We start from the raw sequence: 17181 nt of genomic DNA on the forward strand, positions 1-17181 counted from the left end.
GGCCTGTGGCGATCAGCGAAGATCGGGCGGCACAGACTGTCGCCCCTCACCTCGCCCACCTGCCCGGCCACCTGATCCGCCGGGCCAGTCAGGTGCACAACGAGATGTGGACGCGCTATGTGCCCGGCCCGGTCTCGTCGGTGCAGTACGCCGTCCTGTCGACCCTGGCTCGCCACGAGCCTCTCGACCAGGCCAGCGTCGCCCGACTGACCGCGCTGGACCCGGCGAGCACGCACGCCGTGGTCCACAGGTTGAAGGCAGCCGGTCACCTGACCATGCAGCGGTCCACCGAGGACGGCCGCCGCTTCGAGTTGCGGCTCACCGACAGCGGTCGGGTCCTGTACGGAACGGTCGAACCGCGGGTGCAGGAACTCGCCAAGGCGCTCAGGGACCGGTTGCCCCCGGCGAAGACCACGGCCTTCCTCGAGCTCCTCGAGGAGTTCATCGCCGCTCCGTGAGGCCGGGCTTTGAAGATTTGTTGACGTACGAACCTTCGACCTGTTCAATGAGCCGCGTCACACGACGGGCCCTGATGAGACGCGGCCGACAGGCCGATCCATCTACCGCAGTGTCGGCAGCCCCGCCCGAACGAGCCCCCGCTCGACCGCTCGCGCGCCTGTCCATGTCCCCACCCAGGAGGGCCCACGACGATGTCCACACAGCCGGCTGACCGGGACTCCCTGCACGACCTCGAGTTCGGTCTCTTCGACTGGATCGACGCACACCCCGGGATGACGGCCGCCGAGGTCTACGACGCCCGGCTGCGGGTGCTCGCCGAGGCCGACCGGAGCGGGTTCTCCACCTACCACATCGCCGAGCACCACGGGACGCCGCTGGGCCTGGCGCCGTCCCCGTCGGTGTTCATCGCCGCCGCCGCCCGCGAGACCGAGCGCATCCGGCTGGCACCGACCACCTTCATCGTGCCGCTGTACGACCCCCTGCGGCTGGTGCAGGAGATCGGCATGCTCGACCAGCTCAGCCACGGCCGGCTGGACGTCGGGGTCGGGAAGGGCTCCTCCCCCATCGAGGCGGCCATGTTCGGGCTGACCGCGCCGGAGACCGCGGAGCGCTTCGAGGAGCTGTTCCCGGCCATCGTCGAGGCGATGGAGACCGGCCGGTTCCGCCGTCCCAGCGCCGAGGGGGCTGCGGGCGAGGAGATCCCCCTGCACGTGCCGGTGTACCAGCGCCCGCACCCGCCGCTGTGGTACCCGTCGTCCAACGCCGCCTCGATCCCCCGGCTGGGCGACCAGGGCTACAACGTGCTGTTCGGGTTCGGCTTCGCCTCCCCGCCGTTGGACGTCGTCCGCGAGCAGAGCCGGGTCTTCTTCACCCACTTCCGGGAGTCCGCCGAGCGCGGCACCGTCCGCTACAGCCTGCCCGGGGTGACGCCGCGCTTCGGCATGCTGCGCCACGTCCTCGTCGCCCCGACCGACGAGCAGGCCGCCGCCATCGCCCGGCCGGCGTTCGACGCCCACTACGAGAGCTTCACCCACCTGTGGCGGCTGCACGGCAGCGACCGCTTCACCGGCCCGCTCGACTTCGACCAGCTCGTGGCCGAGCGCAAGCTGTTCATCGGGTCCCCCGAGACCGTCGCCTCCCAGGTCACCGAGGCGACGACCGTCGGGGAGATCAACTACCTCGCCGGCGCCTTCGCGTGGGGCTCCCTGGACGTCGACTCGGTGCTCTCCTCGGTGCGACTGTTCCGCGACCGGGTCATCCCGGCCGTCCGGTCAGCGAGCGCGCGAGAGGCCGTCCTCACGCACCCCACGTCCGGCACCGCCTGAACGCCTCCGCCGGAGTCCGCTCCACCCCGGCTCGACCGTCACCCGCACCACACACGCCATGCGATCCGCCCACCGTCGAGAGGCTCTCCATGTCACGTCTGCGCCTGACCGTCCTCCTGTCGTGCTCGGTGCTGCTCGCCGCCTGCGGAGGCGGTGACGACGGCGAAGCCAGCGGCGCCGGGACCGTCGACTCCCCCCGCCAGGTCACCGTCGGCGTCATCCCCATCGCGGACGTCGCCCCCCTCTACCTCGGCGTCGACCAGGGCTTCTTCTCCGACCGCGGGCTGGACGTCGAGCTGGTGACCGGCCAGGGCGGCGCCGCGCTGGTGCCCGCCGTGGTGAGCGGCGAGCAGGACTTCGCCTTCAGCAACACCCTGTCCCTGATGGTCGGCCGGGAGGCCGGGCTTCCCCTCCGCGTCGTCGCACCGGGCAACGCGTCCACCGGCGACCCCTCGACCGACTTCGGCTGCGTGCTGGTGCCGCCGGGGAGCCCGCTCCAGTCCGTCGCCGAACTGGCCGGCAAGCGGGTCAGCACCAACACGCTGAACAACATCAACGTCGCGGTCATCCGTGACATCGTCGACCGTGCCGGAGCCGACTCCTCGACCATCGAGTTCCTCGAGATCGCCCACCCCGACGTCCCGCAGGCCATCGCCGGCGGACAGGTGGACGCCGCCACCTCCGTCGAGCCGTTCAAGACGATCGCGCTGCAGCAGGGGGCGCGCTGCCTGTCGAACGTGTTCGCCGAGGCCCAGGAGGAGCCCCTGCTCATCGGCGCCTACTTCACCTCCGAGGAGACCGCGCAGTCCGACCCCGAGCTGGTGGAGGCCTTCGTGGCCGGCCTGCAGGAGTCGTTCGCCTACGCCACCGAGAACCCCGAGGAGGCGCGCGGGATCCTGGGCAGTTACACCGAGCTGAGCCCCGAGCTCGCCGACGCCATCACGCTGGCGACGTGGCCGCAGGAACTGGAACGGCAGTCGTTCGAGTACATGTCGGAGGTCGGTGCCCGCTACGGGATCCTCGACACCCCGGCCGACCTCGACGCGCTCCTGCCGGCCGAGTGACACGCCGCGCGCAGCCGGTCGTCGGCGACGGCGACCGGGAGGACCGTCGAGTGACCACCACAGCGTGGACGACCACCAGGAGGACGCCGTGACCGAGCCATCCCCCGCGACCGTGGACCCGGGCACCGTCGTCGTCGTGACCGGTGGTGCGCGCGGTATCGGCGCAGCCCTGTGTCGGCACCTGGCCGCGGAGGGCGCGGTCGTGGTCGTCGCCGACCTGGCCGACGGGACTGCCCTCGTGGACGAACTGACCGCGGCCGGGCTCGAGGCGTCCTCCGTCCGGACCGACGTCGGCGACGAAGCGGCATGGAGCCACCTGGTGGACACCGTCGTCGAACGCCACGGCCGCGTCGACGCCCTGGTCAACAACGCCGGGGTCTACCACGACCTGGGCGGGAAGACCCCCTTCACCGACATCGCGGTCGAGGACTGGGACCGGGTCATGGCGGTCAACACCCGCGGCGTCTGGCTCGGGATGCGCGCCGTCCACCCGGTGATGAAGCGGCAGGGCTGGGGGCGCATCGTCAACATGGCGTCCTCGACCGTGCACATGGGCGTCCCGTACTTCGCCCACTACACCGCGTCCAAGGGAGCGGTGATCGCCCTGACGCGGAGCGTCGCCCGGGAGGTGGGGGCCGACGGCATCACGGTGAACGCCGTGGCCCCCGGCCTGGTGGAGACCGAGGCGACCCGCGCGCTCAACGATCCCGACTACCTCGCCGCATCCGCCGGCAGACGGGCCATCCCGCGCCCCATGGTCCCCGAGGACCTGGGGCCCACGGTCTCCTTCCTGTGTTCCCGCCGGAGCGACTTCATTACCGGTCAGACACTGGTCGTCGACGGCGGGGTCACCTTCGTCTGAACAAGATCCGTCCCACTCCCCGGAGAGGTGCTGCTGGCAGCACCACCACCGGAGAGAGACCGGTCGCCGAAGGCAGGCAGGTGTTCCCGTCACTGGCTGCCGCCGTCCAGCTCCGTGGGACGGCTCCGGGGACTGCGAGTGGGATCCGTCACACGACAGACAGCACGAGCCTGAGCGATGAGGAAACGCATGACGACGCCCGACCTCCCGAAGTCCCCTCTCGGGACGCCGTCCCTGCCCGGCAACCCGGGTGAGCCTGCCGAGGGTCACCGTCCGGTCGACGGGGTGACGGTGTACCGCGACGTCGTCTACGCCGAGGTGGCCGGGCTCGAGCTCCGGTTGGATCTGTACCTTCCCGACGCCCGTCCCGCTCCACTGTCCCTGTGGCTGCACGGTGGCGGCTGGATGCGTGGTTCCCGAACGGATCGGGCCGAGGAACGTCTCGTTCCCATGGCCCGCACGGGCGTCGCGGTGGCCGCGGTCCAGTACCGGCTCAGCGGTCAGGCCGTCTTCCCCGCACAGCTCGACGACGTCCGTGCAGCGATCCGGTGGCTTCGGGCACACGCCGGCGAGTACGGCCTGGACGCCGGCCGGATCGGGGCGTGGGGCGCCTCGGCCGGCGGCCACCTCGCCTCTCTGGTGGCCCTCGTCCACGACGAACGGGACGCCGAACTGGGTGACTCCTCCATCCAGGCCGTCGTCCCGTGGTTCGCCCCGTCGGACCTGCTCCGGATGTCCACCGACGTCCCCGAGGGGCCGCGACCGCCGTTCCTGAGCGGACCGATGCCGGAGCCGCCGCACGAGGCGCGGCTGCTGGGCGTGGAGGCTGCGGCGTCCCGGCCGGATCAGGCCCGCGCGGCCAGCCCGGTGACCCACGCCCACGCCGGAGCGCCGCCCTTTCTCCTGGTCCACGGAGACAGCGACGGCCTCATCCCGTCCCAGCACAGCCGCCGCCTGTACGAGGCGCTGCGCGCGCAGGGCGCCGAGGCGAGCCTGTGGCTGCTGCACGGTGCCAACCACGAGGACCCAGGCTTCGAGGAGCCGGCGAGTCTCGCCGCGGTCAGCGGCTTCCTGCGGGCCACGCTCGCTGCTGACGGACAGCCCTCGTGCGAGGAGCGGTAACGGACGGCGCCGATCACGCGATGCTGCAACGGTCAGCGCCTCCGCCTCCCTGTCGATCCACCCGCCGATGGTCCTGGTCTCCCTCGACCGGGGCTCGGACCTACCGGCTGTCGTCCGCGACACAGGACGTGTTGGCGTCCTGACCGACCTCGGCGCCGTGCGCCAGGCCCCGCAGTCCTACGAGGAGCCGCGCAAGCCGCACACTGCACGCCGGGTCCAGCGGGCGTGGCTGCTCGACAGGGTCTTCCACCACACCCCGCGCCGCTGCGGCCGATGCCGGACGTCGTGGTCGCCCACACGCCCTCCCTGCAGAGGGCCGCCGGCCACTCCAACGCACGCGAGATCAACAAGCAGCTGGCCCTGATCGAGGACTGAGGCCGTGCGCATCGCCATCGGAGACACCACCGCCGCGACGAGCTCGTCGCGGCAGCCCGCGCCGTCGCCACCGCCACCCGCGGCGCCTGGCCTACTCGTTCGGTGACGACCTCGGGGGCCCGGACCGCATCCTGGGCCTCGAGACCCGGGCCGACCGGGCGGCGCTCGACGAGCACGTGGGACACGACCACACCGCGCAGTTCCTCGACGTCACACCCCCGCCTCGTAGCCGGCGAGCCAGCCATGGCCGGTCACGAGGTCGAGGGCACTTCAGGACCCGGTAAGGAGTGCAGTTCGATCGCGATCACCGGCGGGTGACGTCCCGCCCGGTGGTGTAGCTGGTGGGACGTCACCCGCAGCGGCCGCTCCGGTCACGGACTCCCGGGCCCGCGACATCGATCAGCATGGCCACCGGTGTTCGCTGGTCCCGGAGGCTACTCAGGCCTGCACAGCGGCCCTCCGCGACGCCAGCGCGGTGACCGCCACCGCGGCCAGGCCCGCCGCCGCGAGCGCTGCGAGGCCGGGCTCGCCGGCACCCGACGTCGACACGGCGACGCCCAGCAACGCCCAGCCCGCCGCGAGGGTGAACCCCAACTGGCCGCCGAACAGACGTGCCCCCGCGCAGGCGGTCAGCGCGGCACCGGCCACCAGCAGCGCCCAGGCGGCGGTGGCGTCACCGGGCAGCAGCGTGGCCGCGTTCAGCCACACAGCCGCCGCGCTCCAGCCGGTGTAGACGCCCAGCGTCCCGCCGAGCAGCACCCGTGTCAGGCGGTCGGCCGGTGTGCGCAGCACCGCCCGTAGGCTCCACGTCAGCACGCCGAGCATCACAAGGAACACCGGGAGGGTCAGGGCCGGTGCCGTGGCGGCGGCCAGCAGCCAGACGACGAAGCCGATCTGGGCCAGCGCCACGGGTACCTGCACCGCCGGCCACGGCGCCCGGGTGGCTCGACGCAGCGGCAGCCCCCACAGCGCCGCGGCGACCGAGCCGAGGACGACCACGCCCCAGACGGCGAAGAACGGGCCGGGCGGCACGACCACCGGATCCGTCCCGCTCCCCTGGTCGAACCCGGCGACCAGGGGGCTCCCCGCCTGCACCAGGGCCGTGCCCAGCAGCAGCCACCGTGCCCGACGACCACGACCGGCCGGCACGGACTCCTCCACAGCCCCTCCCCTCACCCGAGCGGTCCGGGTACCCGCTTCCTCTCTCCTTCGCACGGCGACGGGTGCACAGATGCACGTGATCTCGCGGTCCGTGGCACGAGCGCCAACGGTGCAAGGGCCTGCATCGGGCCCCGGTCGGTGGGGCTCAGCGCCGCAACAGGGCGCCCGGCGCGGTCTCGGTGACCGACCGCTGGGCGTCGGCCGGCGCCACGCGGCGGGTGCGCAGGGCATCCGCCGATCCGACGATGAGCCAGGCGAGGGCGACGACGGCCCGGTCCGCGGGAAGGTCCACGCGGAACTCGCCGGCCTCCTGGCCGCGGCGCACCAGCGCGCGCAGCCGGTCCTCGGTGCTGCGGGCCTGCTCCAGCAGCCGGTCCCCCACGACCTCCTCGGCGGCTGCAGCACCAGCAGGCCGTACCGGGGAGCCAGGGCCACCAGGTGTGCGAGCACCCGGCGAGGGCCTCGGCCGCCGACCCCCGTTCGGGCTCGGCCCGGTCCATCCCCTTGGTGCAGGCGTCCAGGTCCCGCCGGGACAGATCGGCCACCAGCTCGGCCCGCGAGGGCCGGCCGGGGGCCAGGTGGGGGCCGAGGCCGCCGTGGGCGGCGCCCCGGTCGACGGCCGGGGTGGGTGACCGGTCGACGGTGGCGTCGCTGACATGCAGCAGCCGCCCGGTGCCGGCGGTCTCGGCGGTCACCCGCACCGGCGGCCGGCCGGGCCGCGGTCCGCCGGACGCCAGCTCCGCGAAAGCCAGCAGCAGCCGCTCGATGTCGTCGGCGCCGCCCGCGTCCCTGCAGGTCATCGATGCCACGACCGGCCGACGCCGAGGATCCGCGGTCCACCCCGCCGAGGGGCCGCCGGTGGGCACGTGGAGGTCAGCGCCGCGGCGGGTGGCACGACGTCGTGCTGTGCCGTGCGGATCACCCGGGACATGACCGGCCGCCGGACCGCGCACAGGAGTCGTGGGGAGTGCGTCCGCCGCCGCCCGGCTGCTGCGGCGGAGCCCGGCCGAGCCGGTCGACCGCAACATCTGGATCGCGCTCCCCGAGCTGGGCGGCAGGATGTTCCACAGCTTCCTGCTGCCGACGACGACGAGTTCGACGACGACGATGCGGACCGGGACCGGCTGCGCTTCCTGGCCGAGGTGAGCGAGGCCCTGATCAGCACGCCGGACAGCCGCGAGTCGGCGACGAGGCTCGCCGAGCTGGTGGTGCCGCGGCTGGCCGACCGGGCGATCGTGGCGATGCTCGGCGAGGACGAGCGACCCACCGGGGAGGGGGCTCGCGCCCACCGGGACCCGGCCCGCCGCGCCGACCTCGACACCTACCTCGACGGCCGGGGTGCGCGGCACTGCCGACGACTTCCCGCTGCCCGCCGCGCTGCTCACCGGCGAGCTGACCGCCGAGGAGCTGCCCTCCGATGGCCGGTGGCACGGCCGGAGCCCGGTCCGGATGTGCCTCGTCGCCCGCGTCAACGAAGGCACGTCGAAGGCAGGATCGGGAGCAAGAGCCCTCTGACCAGGGAGAGGTGACGCAGGGATCCCCTGCCGTCAGGCTGATCGTGCGGATCCGATCCCCGTCACCCGCGGTGGTGCAGGCACCGTTCACAGGTCTCCCGCGACACGTTGCACGTTCGGGTGTCTGCGGCGCCGCCCGCGCAGGTTCAGTCCCTGTGGACGGCCGGGGTGTGCGACGACATGTCCGGTCCCTTCCTGTGCGAGTCCTCTGCGACGGCGTCCGGATGTTGCGGTTCGGGATCGGCAGCTGCGGCAGGCGGCATCCGCTGCGTGTCGAGTGCGGCGTCCAGGATGGTGCTGCCTGGGCCGCGGTCGGGGATGCCGGCGCCGCACCCAGTCGGTGCCGGTCGCGCAGCTGCCCGGGTCAGACGAAGCGAGTGTGCGCTCGGGGCAGGGTCACACCGTCGACCTCGATGTCGACCTTCTCGTTGTAGAAGGCGACGAGGCCGGCGATCGGCAGGAGCTGTCGGGTGGGGAAGGAGTAGGACCAGGCGATGTCCTGGTAGGCCTTCGGGGTCTCACCCTCGACCCGCAGGGACCAGTAGTCGGAGGTGACTCCCTTGTACGGGCATGCCGTCCGCGTGTCGGTGCCGACGAGTTGCTCGAGGGCGACATCGGTGCGGTGGATGTAGTAGCGGGTGAGCAGACCGGTCTCGAAGACCAGCACGGGCCTCGTGGTGTCGGCGAGCAGGTGAGCGTCCAGGTGCACGCGGACGTGGCGGTGCGACGGCAGCGCGTCCACCCGCACGTACGGATTGCGGGGATGGACGAAGACCTGCTCGTCCTCCTCGTACCAGGCGTCGAGGGCGTCCCAGTCGAAGCGGGCGGTGCCGGCGATCCCGCAGACCGCGTCGGCGCCGTAGACGCGCACGCTGGCTGGACGTTCCTGGCTCCCCGCCCGCAGACCGTACCGGCGGGCCGCACCGCGCTGGAGGCGCAGCTCTCGGCCCTCGTCGACCAGCACCGCGTCGTCGACGTCCTCCAGCGGGATGTAGTACTGGGGATAGTAGGGGAACTCCCAGACATAGCGCGCACGGACGGAGTCGAGGACGGTGCGGCCACCCAGGGTGGCCCTCACCCGCCGCGGTGCCGGCTCGATGCGGCCGGCCTCGGCGGCCATGACGGGGTAGTCGCGAGCTGGTGTTCCTGACAGGTCAGGCATGACTCCTCCAGGAGGTCTGCTCGTCCCGCGGCCCGGCGAGCCGCGGTCACGTCGACGGGTCGAGGTCGGCCGCGCCGAAGGGGACGTCGAAGCGATCGCACCAGACGACGACGCTCGTGTAGGCGGTGCTGTCGACGTCGGAGGGGACGGCGTAGTTCTGGTTGCCGACGTTGCCCTTGAGCGGGCCCAGGCTGACGTGGTCGTCGTCGAAGGCCTCGTCCGGGCCGAGGGCCGGGTTCTTGGTCAACCAGACGACCAGCACCGGGCCGTTCGACGTGGCGAACCCCTCGAACCGGACCATCACCCGGCCGTCGGGCAGGCGGAGGAGGCGAGCGGTGCCGACGGTCTCGTGCTCGCGGGAAGCAAAGCTGCCCGAGGCCAGTTGCAGGGGCCGTGCCGCCGCTGTCGAGGCGGGCGATCCCGCAGCCGGCGACTCCGTGGCGGCCACGCCGGGCAGCACCTCGTCGACCCGCTGGTCGTACAGGAGCCTCTGGGGCTGGAACCAGACGAACGTCGCGGCAGCGAGGACGGCGAGCGCGCCAGCCAGCCACCCCCATCGCCTGCGCCGCACCGGGAGGCGGTCCCGGGGTCTGCCGGAGCGGGTGGCCGGCTGCTCCATGCGGTCGGCGACTTCATCGGCACGGGTCATGACCGGTGTCCTCCGCTGGGTGTTCGGTGTCGGGACAGGCGCACTCGGTGAGGCAGGCGCCGCGCCGGGCGTCGAAGGGTCAGGCGGCCTGCAGGATGTCGCCCGACGGGACGCCGGAGGCGGCCGCGAAGGCGTAGGGGTGCGCGAAGGCGTAGCCGGCCCGATCGGGATCGGCCTGCAGTTGGAGGCACACCCCGGAGCTCCAGTTCCAGACGACGACCACCGCGTCGCTGGTGCGCTGGTCCCAGAACAGCGCCACCTCGACGGCGCCCTGCTCGCGGCGGGCCAGCTCGAGGAGCCCGGACCCCTTGCTCGTGCTGCTGGACATGACCACCACTCCTGACCGTCTTCGACGCTTGCCCGTGGCGACGCTGCCTTTCCACTTCGTGAGTCGGAGCACCAGCGCGGTGGTTACACGACCGGGCCGCCGAGCTCTCCGCTCGTCCCGGCCCACCGCAAGCCCCGGCTCCCACTGCCGCGCGTGGACGTGGGGGCCCGACGAGTCGGGGCGCTCGAAGGGCGAGAGCGCCCGGTGGTGATGAAGGGTTCCGGACCCATCCCCGATCCAACGGGCGTTGCGACGGCGGGACGGGCAGGCGGCGGATGTGCCGGTCACGCAGGACGACACCGCACCGACGCTGTCGTCCGCGCGGGCCGCCCTCGCGGCGATCGCAGCGACAGGCCAGCACGCGAAACGCCCGCGATCGAGCCTGGACAGCACCCGTACGGACCGCCGACCGGCGGCGTGCACGGGAAGGGGCGCGAGCGTGAGTCACCGTGACACCGAGCGGAGCACAGTCCGGACCGCGGAGGGTGCGGCGGACCGGATCGGCCTCCGGTGACCGGCCTGCTGGCGGACGCCTTCGTCCCCGCTGACGCCGGCTTCGCCGCCGTCGTCGGCGCCCGTCCGGCGCTGTCCGTCCTGGCCCGGTGCGACGCGCACGAGGGCCCGACCTACCGTCCCGAGGACGACGCGCTCTACGTGACCACGGTGCCGAGCGGCCGGCCGCCCGCGGCACTGATCAGGCGGATCGGTCTCGACGGCGACCGGGCGGACCTCGGAGCCGAGCGGGGAAGGGCCGTGCCGGGGACTGCCGTCATGCCGAACGGCATGACCGTGTGGGGATCCCGCCTGCTGGTCTGCGAGCAGGGCAGTCCGGACTCCCCGGCGCGGCTGTCCGCCCTGGACCCCCGGAGCGGCGCCACCACGGTCGTCGTCGAGGACTGCGACGGGCGTCGCTTGAACTCCCCCAACGACGTCGTCGTGCGCCGAGACGGGACCATCTGGTTCACCGACCCGTCGTACGGCCACCTGCAGCACTTCCGGCCGACCCCCGAGCTGCCCGATGCGCTGTACCGGTGCGACCCGGTGACCGGGCGGCTGCAGATGGTCGCGGACGACCTCGACAAGCCGAACGGGCTGGTCTTCTCCCCTGACCAGGCCATCCTCTACGTCGCCGACAGCGGGGCGGTGCAGGAGCCGGGCAGCTTCTACCCGGACCGGCCTCACCACGTCTACGCCTACGACGTCGTCGGGGGGAACGCCCTCGGTTCCCGGCGGGTCCTCCACGTGACCAGCACGGGCACCCCCGACGGGCTGGCCGTCGACGAGGACGGCCGCATCTACGTGTGCTGCGCCGACGGCGTCCGGCTGCTCACCCCCGACGGGACGCTGCTGGGCCGCATCGCCGTCCCGGGCGGCGCGGTCAACCTCACCTTCGGCGGTCGTGATCGCGACCGGCTCTTCATCACCGCGGACACGGCCGTCTGGGTGGCCGTCCTGAACACGAGAGGAGCGTGACCGCCATGACCACGGTCGGCACGCGCAAGGTCCTGGACGGCGGCGGTGTCGACGCCGTGCTGACCGCCGCGGAGAAGCACGCGACGGAGCACGGCTACCGGGTCGTCATCGCGATCGTCGACGCGTCGGGGCGGTTGCTCGCCCTGCGGCGCACCGAAGGCACCCAGGCCGCGAGCGACCAGGTGGCCATCGACAAGGCCCGGACCGCCGCGATCTTCGTCCGGCCCAGTCGGGAGATCGAGCAGCAGGTGAGCGACGGGCGGCTCGGTGCGCTGGCCCTGCACGGCGCCCGGGCACTCACGGGCGGTGTGCCGCTGACCGTCGACGGCGAGGTGGTCGGCGCGATCGGCACCAGCGGCGAGACCCCGGACCAGGACGAGTCGGTCTCCGCGGCGGGCGCCGCCGCGGCGGTGAGCGCGCGCGAGGTGCCGGCGTTGAGCCGCGCAGCTGCGCAGGTTGCCGTCCAGGCGATCGCCGACGCGGCCGCGGCCCGCGGCGTGTCCCCGGTTGCTGCGGCGGTCGACGCCGGCGGCGACCTGGTCCACCTCTGGCGTCCTGACGCGGCGCAGGTGGCCAGCGTGGCCGTGGCCACCGACAAGGCGCGCACCGCGGCGATCTACCGTCGGCCCAGCCGCGACTTCGAGCGGCAGGCCTCCGGCGGGCGCCCCTCGGCCCTGCACCTGGCCGGCGCCGTGCCCCTGCAGGGCGGCATGCCGATCGTGGTGGACGGCCACGTCGTCGGTGCGGTCGGCGTGAGCGGCGCGTCCTCCGCGGACGAGGACCAGGAGCTGGCCGAGATCGGCCGGGACGCGGGGCAGCGAGCCGCCTCCGGCGCGGGCGTCCAGGATGCCCTCCACATCTCCGCGGAAGAGCTCGACGAGAGGTTCCGGCAGGGTGGCCTGCTCCTCGACACCGACCGCTACAAGGTCGACGCCGGGCGGCGCGCCGCACCGGGAGCGGTCGAGTACCACGCCGCCGTGGTCGACGTCATGCGGGTCGTGCAAGGCAGGGCCACGGTGGTCACCGGCGGCACGATGCGCTCCGCTCGTGAGGTCGGCCCGGGTGAGCTGCGCGCCGAGTCCATCGACGGTGGGACCGCGCACGACCTCCGCGAAGGCGACGTCCTCGTGGTGCCGAACGGTGTGCCGCACCAGTTCATCGACGTCACCGACCCGTTCCTGTACTTCGTGACCAAGGTCGTGGCGTAGCCATGGCAGCTCCCCCGCTACCGATCAGCCACACCCCGACGGGCAACCTCCCCCGACCGACGCAGCTCCTTCCCGGCGCCCCGGCCGCGGTGGTCGACCTGCAGACCGACGAGGGCGCCGCATCCACCGGGACGACCTGGCGGTACAGCGACGCACGGGTCGAGGAGATCGACTTCGTCGAGGTGGGTTCGCCGACGGACCCGCTCGGCCCGGGGGACACCCCGAACCGGACCTTCGACGTGCTCCCGCACGGCGGAGCCGCCGACTTCGACGACTCGGACTGGCGCGTGCTCTCCCCCGCCGACACCCGGCTGCGTCTGGCCGGTGGGAGGGTCTGCTTCAACTGGTACCGGCTGAGCGTGACCGTTCCGGAGCGGATCGGGGACCTCGACCCCATCGGGTGCACCGTCGTCTTCGAGGTGGTGGTCGACGACTACGCCGAGGTGTGGGTCGACGGGCGGCTTCCCGTCGCCCTCGGCGACGCCGGTGGTCAGGTGGTGGCCGGCTTCAACGCCCCCAACCGGGTGCTGCTCACCGACGACGCGCGGATGGGGCAGACGTTCCGGATCGCCGTCTTCGGCGCCAACGGTCCCATCTCGGCGTCCCCCCGCAACTACATCTGGCTGCGGAGCGCGACGCTGGACTTCTACCGCCCCGAGCAGGCACGGCGGACCGATCCGGTCGGCTACCGGGTCACGCGGGCGGACGCCGCCCTCGACGCGATCCTGGAGCCCGGTGCCGAACTCGAGCGCGTGGCCGGCGGTTTCGAGTTCACCGAGGGCCCGGTGTGGACGGCGGATGGCGCGCTGCTGTTCAGCTCGCCCAACACCAACCAGATCTACCGCTGGAGCCCCCGCGGCCAGGTGACGGTGTTCCGCTCGCACAGCGGCTACACCGGCGCAGACATCGGCCGGTTCGCGCAGCCGGGATCCAACGGCCTGGCCTTCGATCCGCAGGGCCGCCTGACCATCTGTCAGCACGGCAACCGGCGGGTACTGCGCGTCGAGCCGCACGGCGACCACACCGTGCTCGCCGACCGGTACCAGGGGAAACGGCTGAACAGCCCCAACGACCTCGTCTACCGCTCGGACGGCACGCTGTTCTTCACCGATCCCCCGTTCGGGCTGCCCGGAGGCGCCAACGACCCGAAGAGGGAGCTGCCGTTCAGCGGCGTCTTCGCCGTTCGCGACGGGATCGTGCAGCTGGTCGCGGACGGTCTCTCCGGCCCCAACGGGATAGCGCTCTCCCCCGACGAGCGGCACCTCTACGTCGGCAACTGGGATCCCGCCGCCAAGGTGGTCATGCGGTACGACGTGGCCGCCGACGGCTCGCTGTCCGGGGAACGGGTCCTCGTCGACATGACCGACGCCGACGGGGAGGACGCGGTCGACGGGCTCGAGGTCGACCGCAACGGCAACGTGTACGTCTGCGGGCCGTCCGGGATCTGGATCCTCACCCCCGACGGCCGGCACCTGGGCACGCTCCACCTGCCGGAGAGCCCGCACAACCTCGCGTGGGGCGACGCGGACGGCCGCGGGCTCTACGTCACCGCGCTCACCAGCATCTACCGCATCCGCACGACGGTCGCCGGCGTCCGTCCCGGCGCGGAGGAGAACCGATGAGCACGGGTCTGGACGTCGGCGCCACGCTGCGCGACTTCGAGCTGCCCGACGAGAACGGCACGAAGTGGCGGCTGTCCCAGCTGCAAGGGTCCGACGCCATGGTGCTGCAGCTGGGCCGCGGCGAGCACTGTCCCCGGGAACGCGCCTACCACCGGGAGCCGCTCGAGCTGCAGGAGATCTTCCCGATCGCCTCCACCTCGCTGGTGACGGTCCTGCCGGACGACCCGCACGACACCGACAAGATGAAGAGCTCCACCGATGAGGCGCGCGCGGCCTGGAGCCGGGCGCGGGCCTCCCGCTGACCCGGGGTGTCCGGGCCGCTGCCATGTCGGACATCTGGGGCCTGGACGTCCCCGCGGCCGAGAAGGTCCTGCGCACCGTCGCCGTCTACGCCGCGCTCGCCTTGCTGCTGCGGGTCGCCGGGAAGCGGAACCTCGCTCATCTCAACTCGTTCGACCTCGTCGTCGTGCTGCTGCTCTCCACCGTCGTCCAGAACGCGCTCATCGGGCCGGACGACAGCGTGACCGGAGGGGTGCTGGCCGCCGCCGTGCTGGTCGCCACCAACGCGGTGGTCGTCCGCGTCGTCTCGCGCTCCGAGCGGGCGGTGCGGGTGTTCGAGGGGGCCGACGTCCCGCTGGTCCGGGACGGCCGGTTCCTGGATCGGGCGCTGCGGAGGGAGGGGCTGCGGCGCGCCGACGTCGAGGCCGCGCTGCGGGCGCAGGGCGCGGACGGTGCCGGCGACGTCGCCGAGGCCGGTCTGGGGCCCGGCGGCAGCATCGTCGTCTGGCTGAAACCGACGCGGATGGCCGCGACCCGCGCGGACATCGACGCCGTCCACCGGCGGCTCGACGGCATCCAGCGCGCGATCGAGGACGTCGTTGATGCGCCGGGCGGCGCCTCAGCCCTGAGGGAGGCGGGGGACTGACCGTGGGCCGGGCTCGGGGTGGAGGTCGAGGTCGGAGGACTCCACCCGGAGCAGGTCCAGGCCCAGGTCGCGGAGGCGGTCCAGTACCCCGTAGAGCGCGGCGGAGTCGACGCAGACCCCGGCGAGTGCAGTCCGCCCTCGGTCGACGCCGTCGAGGCCCAACGGCTCGAACGCGGCCGCGAGGCGGTCGCCGAGGACCCCGTCGACCGTGATCCGGTAGAACCGTTCCGGCATGCCGCCAGGGTGCCCCCCGCGCGTCCCTGAGGCATCCACCCGGCTCCCATCTCACCCGGGTGAGATCGGCCGCGGGGGGAGGCATGCCCCTCCCCTGCCGCACGAGGCTGACTCCCATCCAGTCCGGGGAGGGACGATGCCAACGCTGCGCCGCCACGCGCCGGTCGCCGGGGACACCGCCGACCGGGCGATCGCCGAGAGGGAGACCCTGCCCGACGCGGACGCCGCACTGCCGGGAGCCGACCCTGCGGAGGCGGAACTGCTCGACCGGCTGCGCGCCGGGGACGCCGCTGCGTTCGCCGCCATCGTCGACGCCTGGTCCCCCGTGATGCTCTCCGTCGCCCGGCGTTACGTCCACGACCGGCACGCCGCCGAGGACGTCGTCCAGGAGGCATGGCTCGGGGTCATCAGCGGGATCGCGCGGTTCGAGGGCCGTTCCTCGGTCCGGAGCTGGGCGTTCTCCATCCTGATCAACCGGGCGAAGAGCCGGTGGGTGCGGGACGCGCGGGTGCTTCCCTCCGCCGACCTGACCGGCTCTCCGCCGTCCGGACCCACGGTCGACCCGGCCCGGTTCCGCGGGCCGGACGACGCCTACCCCGGGCACTGGACGTCGACCGGCGCACCCCGGCCCTGGGACCAGCCCGAGAGCGGGGTGCTCAACCAGGAGGTCGGGCAGCAGCTGGAACGTGCTCTGTCCGGATTGCCGGAACGGCAGCGCCTCGTCGTGGAGCTGCGGGACGTGCAGGGCATGTCCGCCGAGGAGACCTGCGCGGCGCTGCACCTGTCGGCCGGCAACCAGCGGGTCCTGCTGCACCGCGGCCGTGCCGCGCTGCGAGCCGCGCTCGAGGAGTACTACGGCCGGTGACCGGCGGTCCATCCTGAGGAGTCCGACGAGACCTCACCGACGTGCCCGGGAGCGCCCATGGACGACCTTGCCGGCAACGTCGCGCTGGTCACCGGGGCGGCGTCGGGAATCGGCCGGGCCAGCGCGGTCCTGTTCGCGCGGTCCGGTGCCGCCGTCGCGCTCGTCGACGTGGACGAGGACGGCCTCGCGGTCACCGCCGCCCTGGTCCGCTCCTCGGGTGCGCAGGCCCAGGCGATCGTCGCCGACGTGGCTGATCTGTCCGACGTGAGCCGCGCGGTCAGCGACACCGTGGACCGCTTCGGCCGACTGGACGCCGCGCACAACAACGCCGGTGTGGCCGGCCCCTTCCTGCCGTTGGACCGGTACCCACCCGAGGAGTTCCTGCGGGTCCTGCAGGTGGACCTGATCGGCGTCTGGCACTGCATGCGCGCCGAGATCGCACAGATGCGCCGTCAGGGCAGCGGCGCCATCGTCAACACGTCGTCGATGCTCGGGGACGCGGCGATGCCGGACAACGGCGCGTACATCGCGGCCAAGCACGGGGTGAACGGCCTGACGCGGGCGGCCGCTGTCGAGCTGGCCGGGACCGGCATCCGGGTCAACGCCGTGGCGCCGGGCGTGACCAGGACCGGCATGACCTCCGAGGTGAGCGCAGAGCTGCTGCAGCGGGTCCCGCTCTCCCGGATCGCCGAACCGGAAGAGATCGCGGCAGTCGCGGTGTGGCTGTGCTCGCCGCAGGCGAGCTACGTCACCGGGTCCGTCGTGGTCGCCGACGGCGGATGGCTGGCCGGATGACCGCTGGGGGGACGCGCGCCGGTCCCCGGCTGCCGGCG

General features: G+C 73.1%; 20 protein-coding genes. 14 read left to right on the forward strand and 6 right to left on the reverse strand.

Annotation, left to right across the window (positions count from 1 at the left end; genetic code table 11):
* The first annotated feature begins 5 nt into the window (after positions 1 to 5).
* From ACI78V_RS09920 to ACI78V_RS09940, 5 genes are all read left to right on the forward strand, one after another.
* The gene (locus tag ACI78V_RS09920) at positions 6 to 458 is read left to right on the forward strand and encodes a MarR family winged helix-turn-helix transcriptional regulator (protein ID WP_456850730.1); all 453 of its coding nucleotides are present in this window, start codon (positions 6 to 8) and stop codon (positions 456 to 458) included.
* A 192-nt stretch (positions 459 to 650) separates the two neighbouring features.
* Positions 651 to 1784, forward strand: a complete 1134-nt coding sequence (locus tag ACI78V_RS09925; RefSeq protein WP_456850731.1) for an LLM class flavin-dependent oxidoreductase — start codon at positions 651 to 653, stop codon at positions 1782 to 1784.
* 89 nt (positions 1785 to 1873) lie between these two features.
* Positions 1874 to 2848 carry an ABC transporter substrate-binding protein gene (locus tag ACI78V_RS09930; protein ID WP_456850732.1) on the forward strand — a complete coding sequence of 325 codons (975 nt, stop codon included), beginning with the start codon at positions 1874 to 1876 and terminating at the stop codon, positions 2846 to 2848.
* Positions 2849 to 2936: 88 nt separating this feature from the next.
* Positions 2937 to 3710 (forward strand): SDR family NAD(P)-dependent oxidoreductase, encoded by a 774-nt coding sequence (locus ACI78V_RS09935; protein WP_456850733.1) that lies wholly within the window; start codon positions 2937 to 2939, stop codon positions 3708 to 3710.
* 189 nt (positions 3711 to 3899) lie between these two features.
* Positions 3900 to 4832, forward strand: coding sequence for an alpha/beta hydrolase fold domain-containing protein (locus ACI78V_RS09940; protein WP_456850734.1), 933 nt, complete (start codon positions 3900 to 3902; stop codon positions 4830 to 4832).
* A gap of 813 nt (positions 4833 to 5645) precedes the next feature.
* Here ACI78V_RS09940 and ACI78V_RS09945 read toward each other — a convergent pair.
* Positions 5646 to 6368, reverse strand: a complete 723-nt coding sequence (locus ACI78V_RS09945) for a hypothetical protein (protein WP_456850735.1) — start codon at positions 6366 to 6368, stop codon at positions 5646 to 5648.
* 145 nt (positions 6369 to 6513) lie between these two features.
* Complete coding sequence (locus ACI78V_RS09950; protein ID WP_456850736.1) at positions 6514 to 6750, reverse strand: hypothetical protein; 237 nt, start codon at positions 6748 to 6750, stop codon at positions 6514 to 6516.
* Positions 6751 to 7328: 578 nt separating this feature from the next.
* On the opposite strand from ACI78V_RS09950, the gene ACI78V_RS09955 reads away from it, so the two are divergent.
* Together ACI78V_RS09955 and ACI78V_RS09960 are read left to right on the forward strand one after the other, a co-directional pair.
* Positions 7329 to 7514 (forward strand): hypothetical protein, encoded by a 186-nt coding sequence (locus ACI78V_RS09955; protein ID WP_456850737.1) that lies wholly within the window; start codon positions 7329 to 7331, stop codon positions 7512 to 7514.
* Between the two features lie 192 nt (positions 7515 to 7706).
* Positions 7707 to 7883, forward strand: coding sequence for a hypothetical protein (locus ACI78V_RS09960; RefSeq protein WP_456850738.1), 177 nt, complete (start codon positions 7707 to 7709; stop codon positions 7881 to 7883).
* 363 nt (positions 7884 to 8246) lie between these two features.
* On the opposite strand, the gene ACI78V_RS09965 is transcribed toward ACI78V_RS09960, so the two are convergent.
* The 3 genes from ACI78V_RS09965 to ACI78V_RS09975 form a co-directional block, all read right to left on the reverse strand.
* Complete coding sequence (locus tag ACI78V_RS09965) at positions 8247 to 9044, reverse strand: DUF427 domain-containing protein (protein WP_456850739.1); 798 nt, start codon at positions 9042 to 9044, stop codon at positions 8247 to 8249.
* A 46-nt stretch (positions 9045 to 9090) separates the two neighbouring features.
* Complete coding sequence (locus tag ACI78V_RS09970; RefSeq protein WP_456850740.1) at positions 9091 to 9693, reverse strand: DM13 domain-containing protein; 603 nt, start codon at positions 9691 to 9693, stop codon at positions 9091 to 9093.
* Between the two features lie 79 nt (positions 9694 to 9772).
* Positions 9773 to 10021: a hypothetical protein gene (locus ACI78V_RS09975; protein WP_456850741.1), complete on the reverse strand. Its 249-nt coding sequence runs from the start codon at positions 10019 to 10021 to the stop codon at positions 9773 to 9775.
* A gap of 510 nt (positions 10022 to 10531) precedes the next feature.
* Between ACI78V_RS09975 and ACI78V_RS09980 the strand changes: the two genes are divergently transcribed.
* Genes ACI78V_RS09980 through ACI78V_RS10000 form a run of 5 tightly spaced genes read left to right on the forward strand, consistent with a single transcriptional unit; the run spans position 10532 to position 15249 of the window.
* Positions 10532 to 11494, forward strand: a complete 963-nt coding sequence (locus tag ACI78V_RS09980) for an SMP-30/gluconolactonase/LRE family protein (protein WP_456850742.1) — start codon at positions 10532 to 10534, stop codon at positions 11492 to 11494.
* Positions 11495 to 11499: 5 nt separating this feature from the next.
* Positions 11500 to 12702 carry a heme-binding protein gene (locus ACI78V_RS09985; protein ID WP_456850797.1) on the forward strand — a complete coding sequence of 401 codons (1203 nt, stop codon included), beginning with the start codon at positions 11500 to 11502 and terminating at the stop codon, positions 12700 to 12702.
* A gap of 2 nt (positions 12703 to 12704) precedes the next feature.
* Complete coding sequence (locus tag ACI78V_RS09990) at positions 12705 to 14324, forward strand: SMP-30/gluconolactonase/LRE family protein (protein ID WP_456850743.1); 1620 nt, start codon at positions 12705 to 12707, stop codon at positions 14322 to 14324.
* On the forward strand, positions 14321 to 14626 hold the full coding sequence (locus ACI78V_RS09995; protein ID WP_456850744.1) for a hypothetical protein: 306 nt from the start codon (positions 14321 to 14323) through the stop codon (positions 14624 to 14626). The genes ACI78V_RS09990 and ACI78V_RS09995 overlap by 4 nt, the downstream gene beginning before the upstream one ends.
* A 23-nt stretch (positions 14627 to 14649) precedes the next feature.
* Entirely contained in the window at positions 14650 to 15249 is a 600-nt protein-coding gene (locus tag ACI78V_RS10000; RefSeq protein WP_456850745.1) for a YetF domain-containing protein, read from the forward strand.
* Here ACI78V_RS10000 and ACI78V_RS10005 read toward each other — a convergent pair.
* Positions 15223 to 15483 carry a hypothetical protein gene (locus ACI78V_RS10005; protein ID WP_456850746.1) on the reverse strand — a complete coding sequence of 87 codons (261 nt, stop codon included), beginning with the start codon at positions 15481 to 15483 and terminating at the stop codon, positions 15223 to 15225. The genes ACI78V_RS10000 and ACI78V_RS10005 overlap by 27 nt on opposite strands.
* A 136-nt stretch (positions 15484 to 15619) precedes the next feature.
* Between ACI78V_RS10005 and ACI78V_RS10010 the strand changes: the two genes are divergently transcribed.
* Positions 15620 to 16348 (forward strand): RNA polymerase sigma factor, encoded by a 729-nt coding sequence (locus ACI78V_RS10010; protein WP_456850747.1) that lies wholly within the window; start codon positions 15620 to 15622, stop codon positions 16346 to 16348.
* A gap of 57 nt (positions 16349 to 16405) precedes the next feature.
* A complete protein-coding gene (locus ACI78V_RS10015; protein WP_456850748.1) occupies positions 16406 to 17143 on the forward strand; it encodes an SDR family NAD(P)-dependent oxidoreductase in 738 nt (245 codons plus the stop codon).
* Positions 17144 to 17181: the final 38 nt, after the last annotated feature.

It is taken from the genome of Geodermatophilus sp. SYSU D00742 (assembly GCF_054049935.1).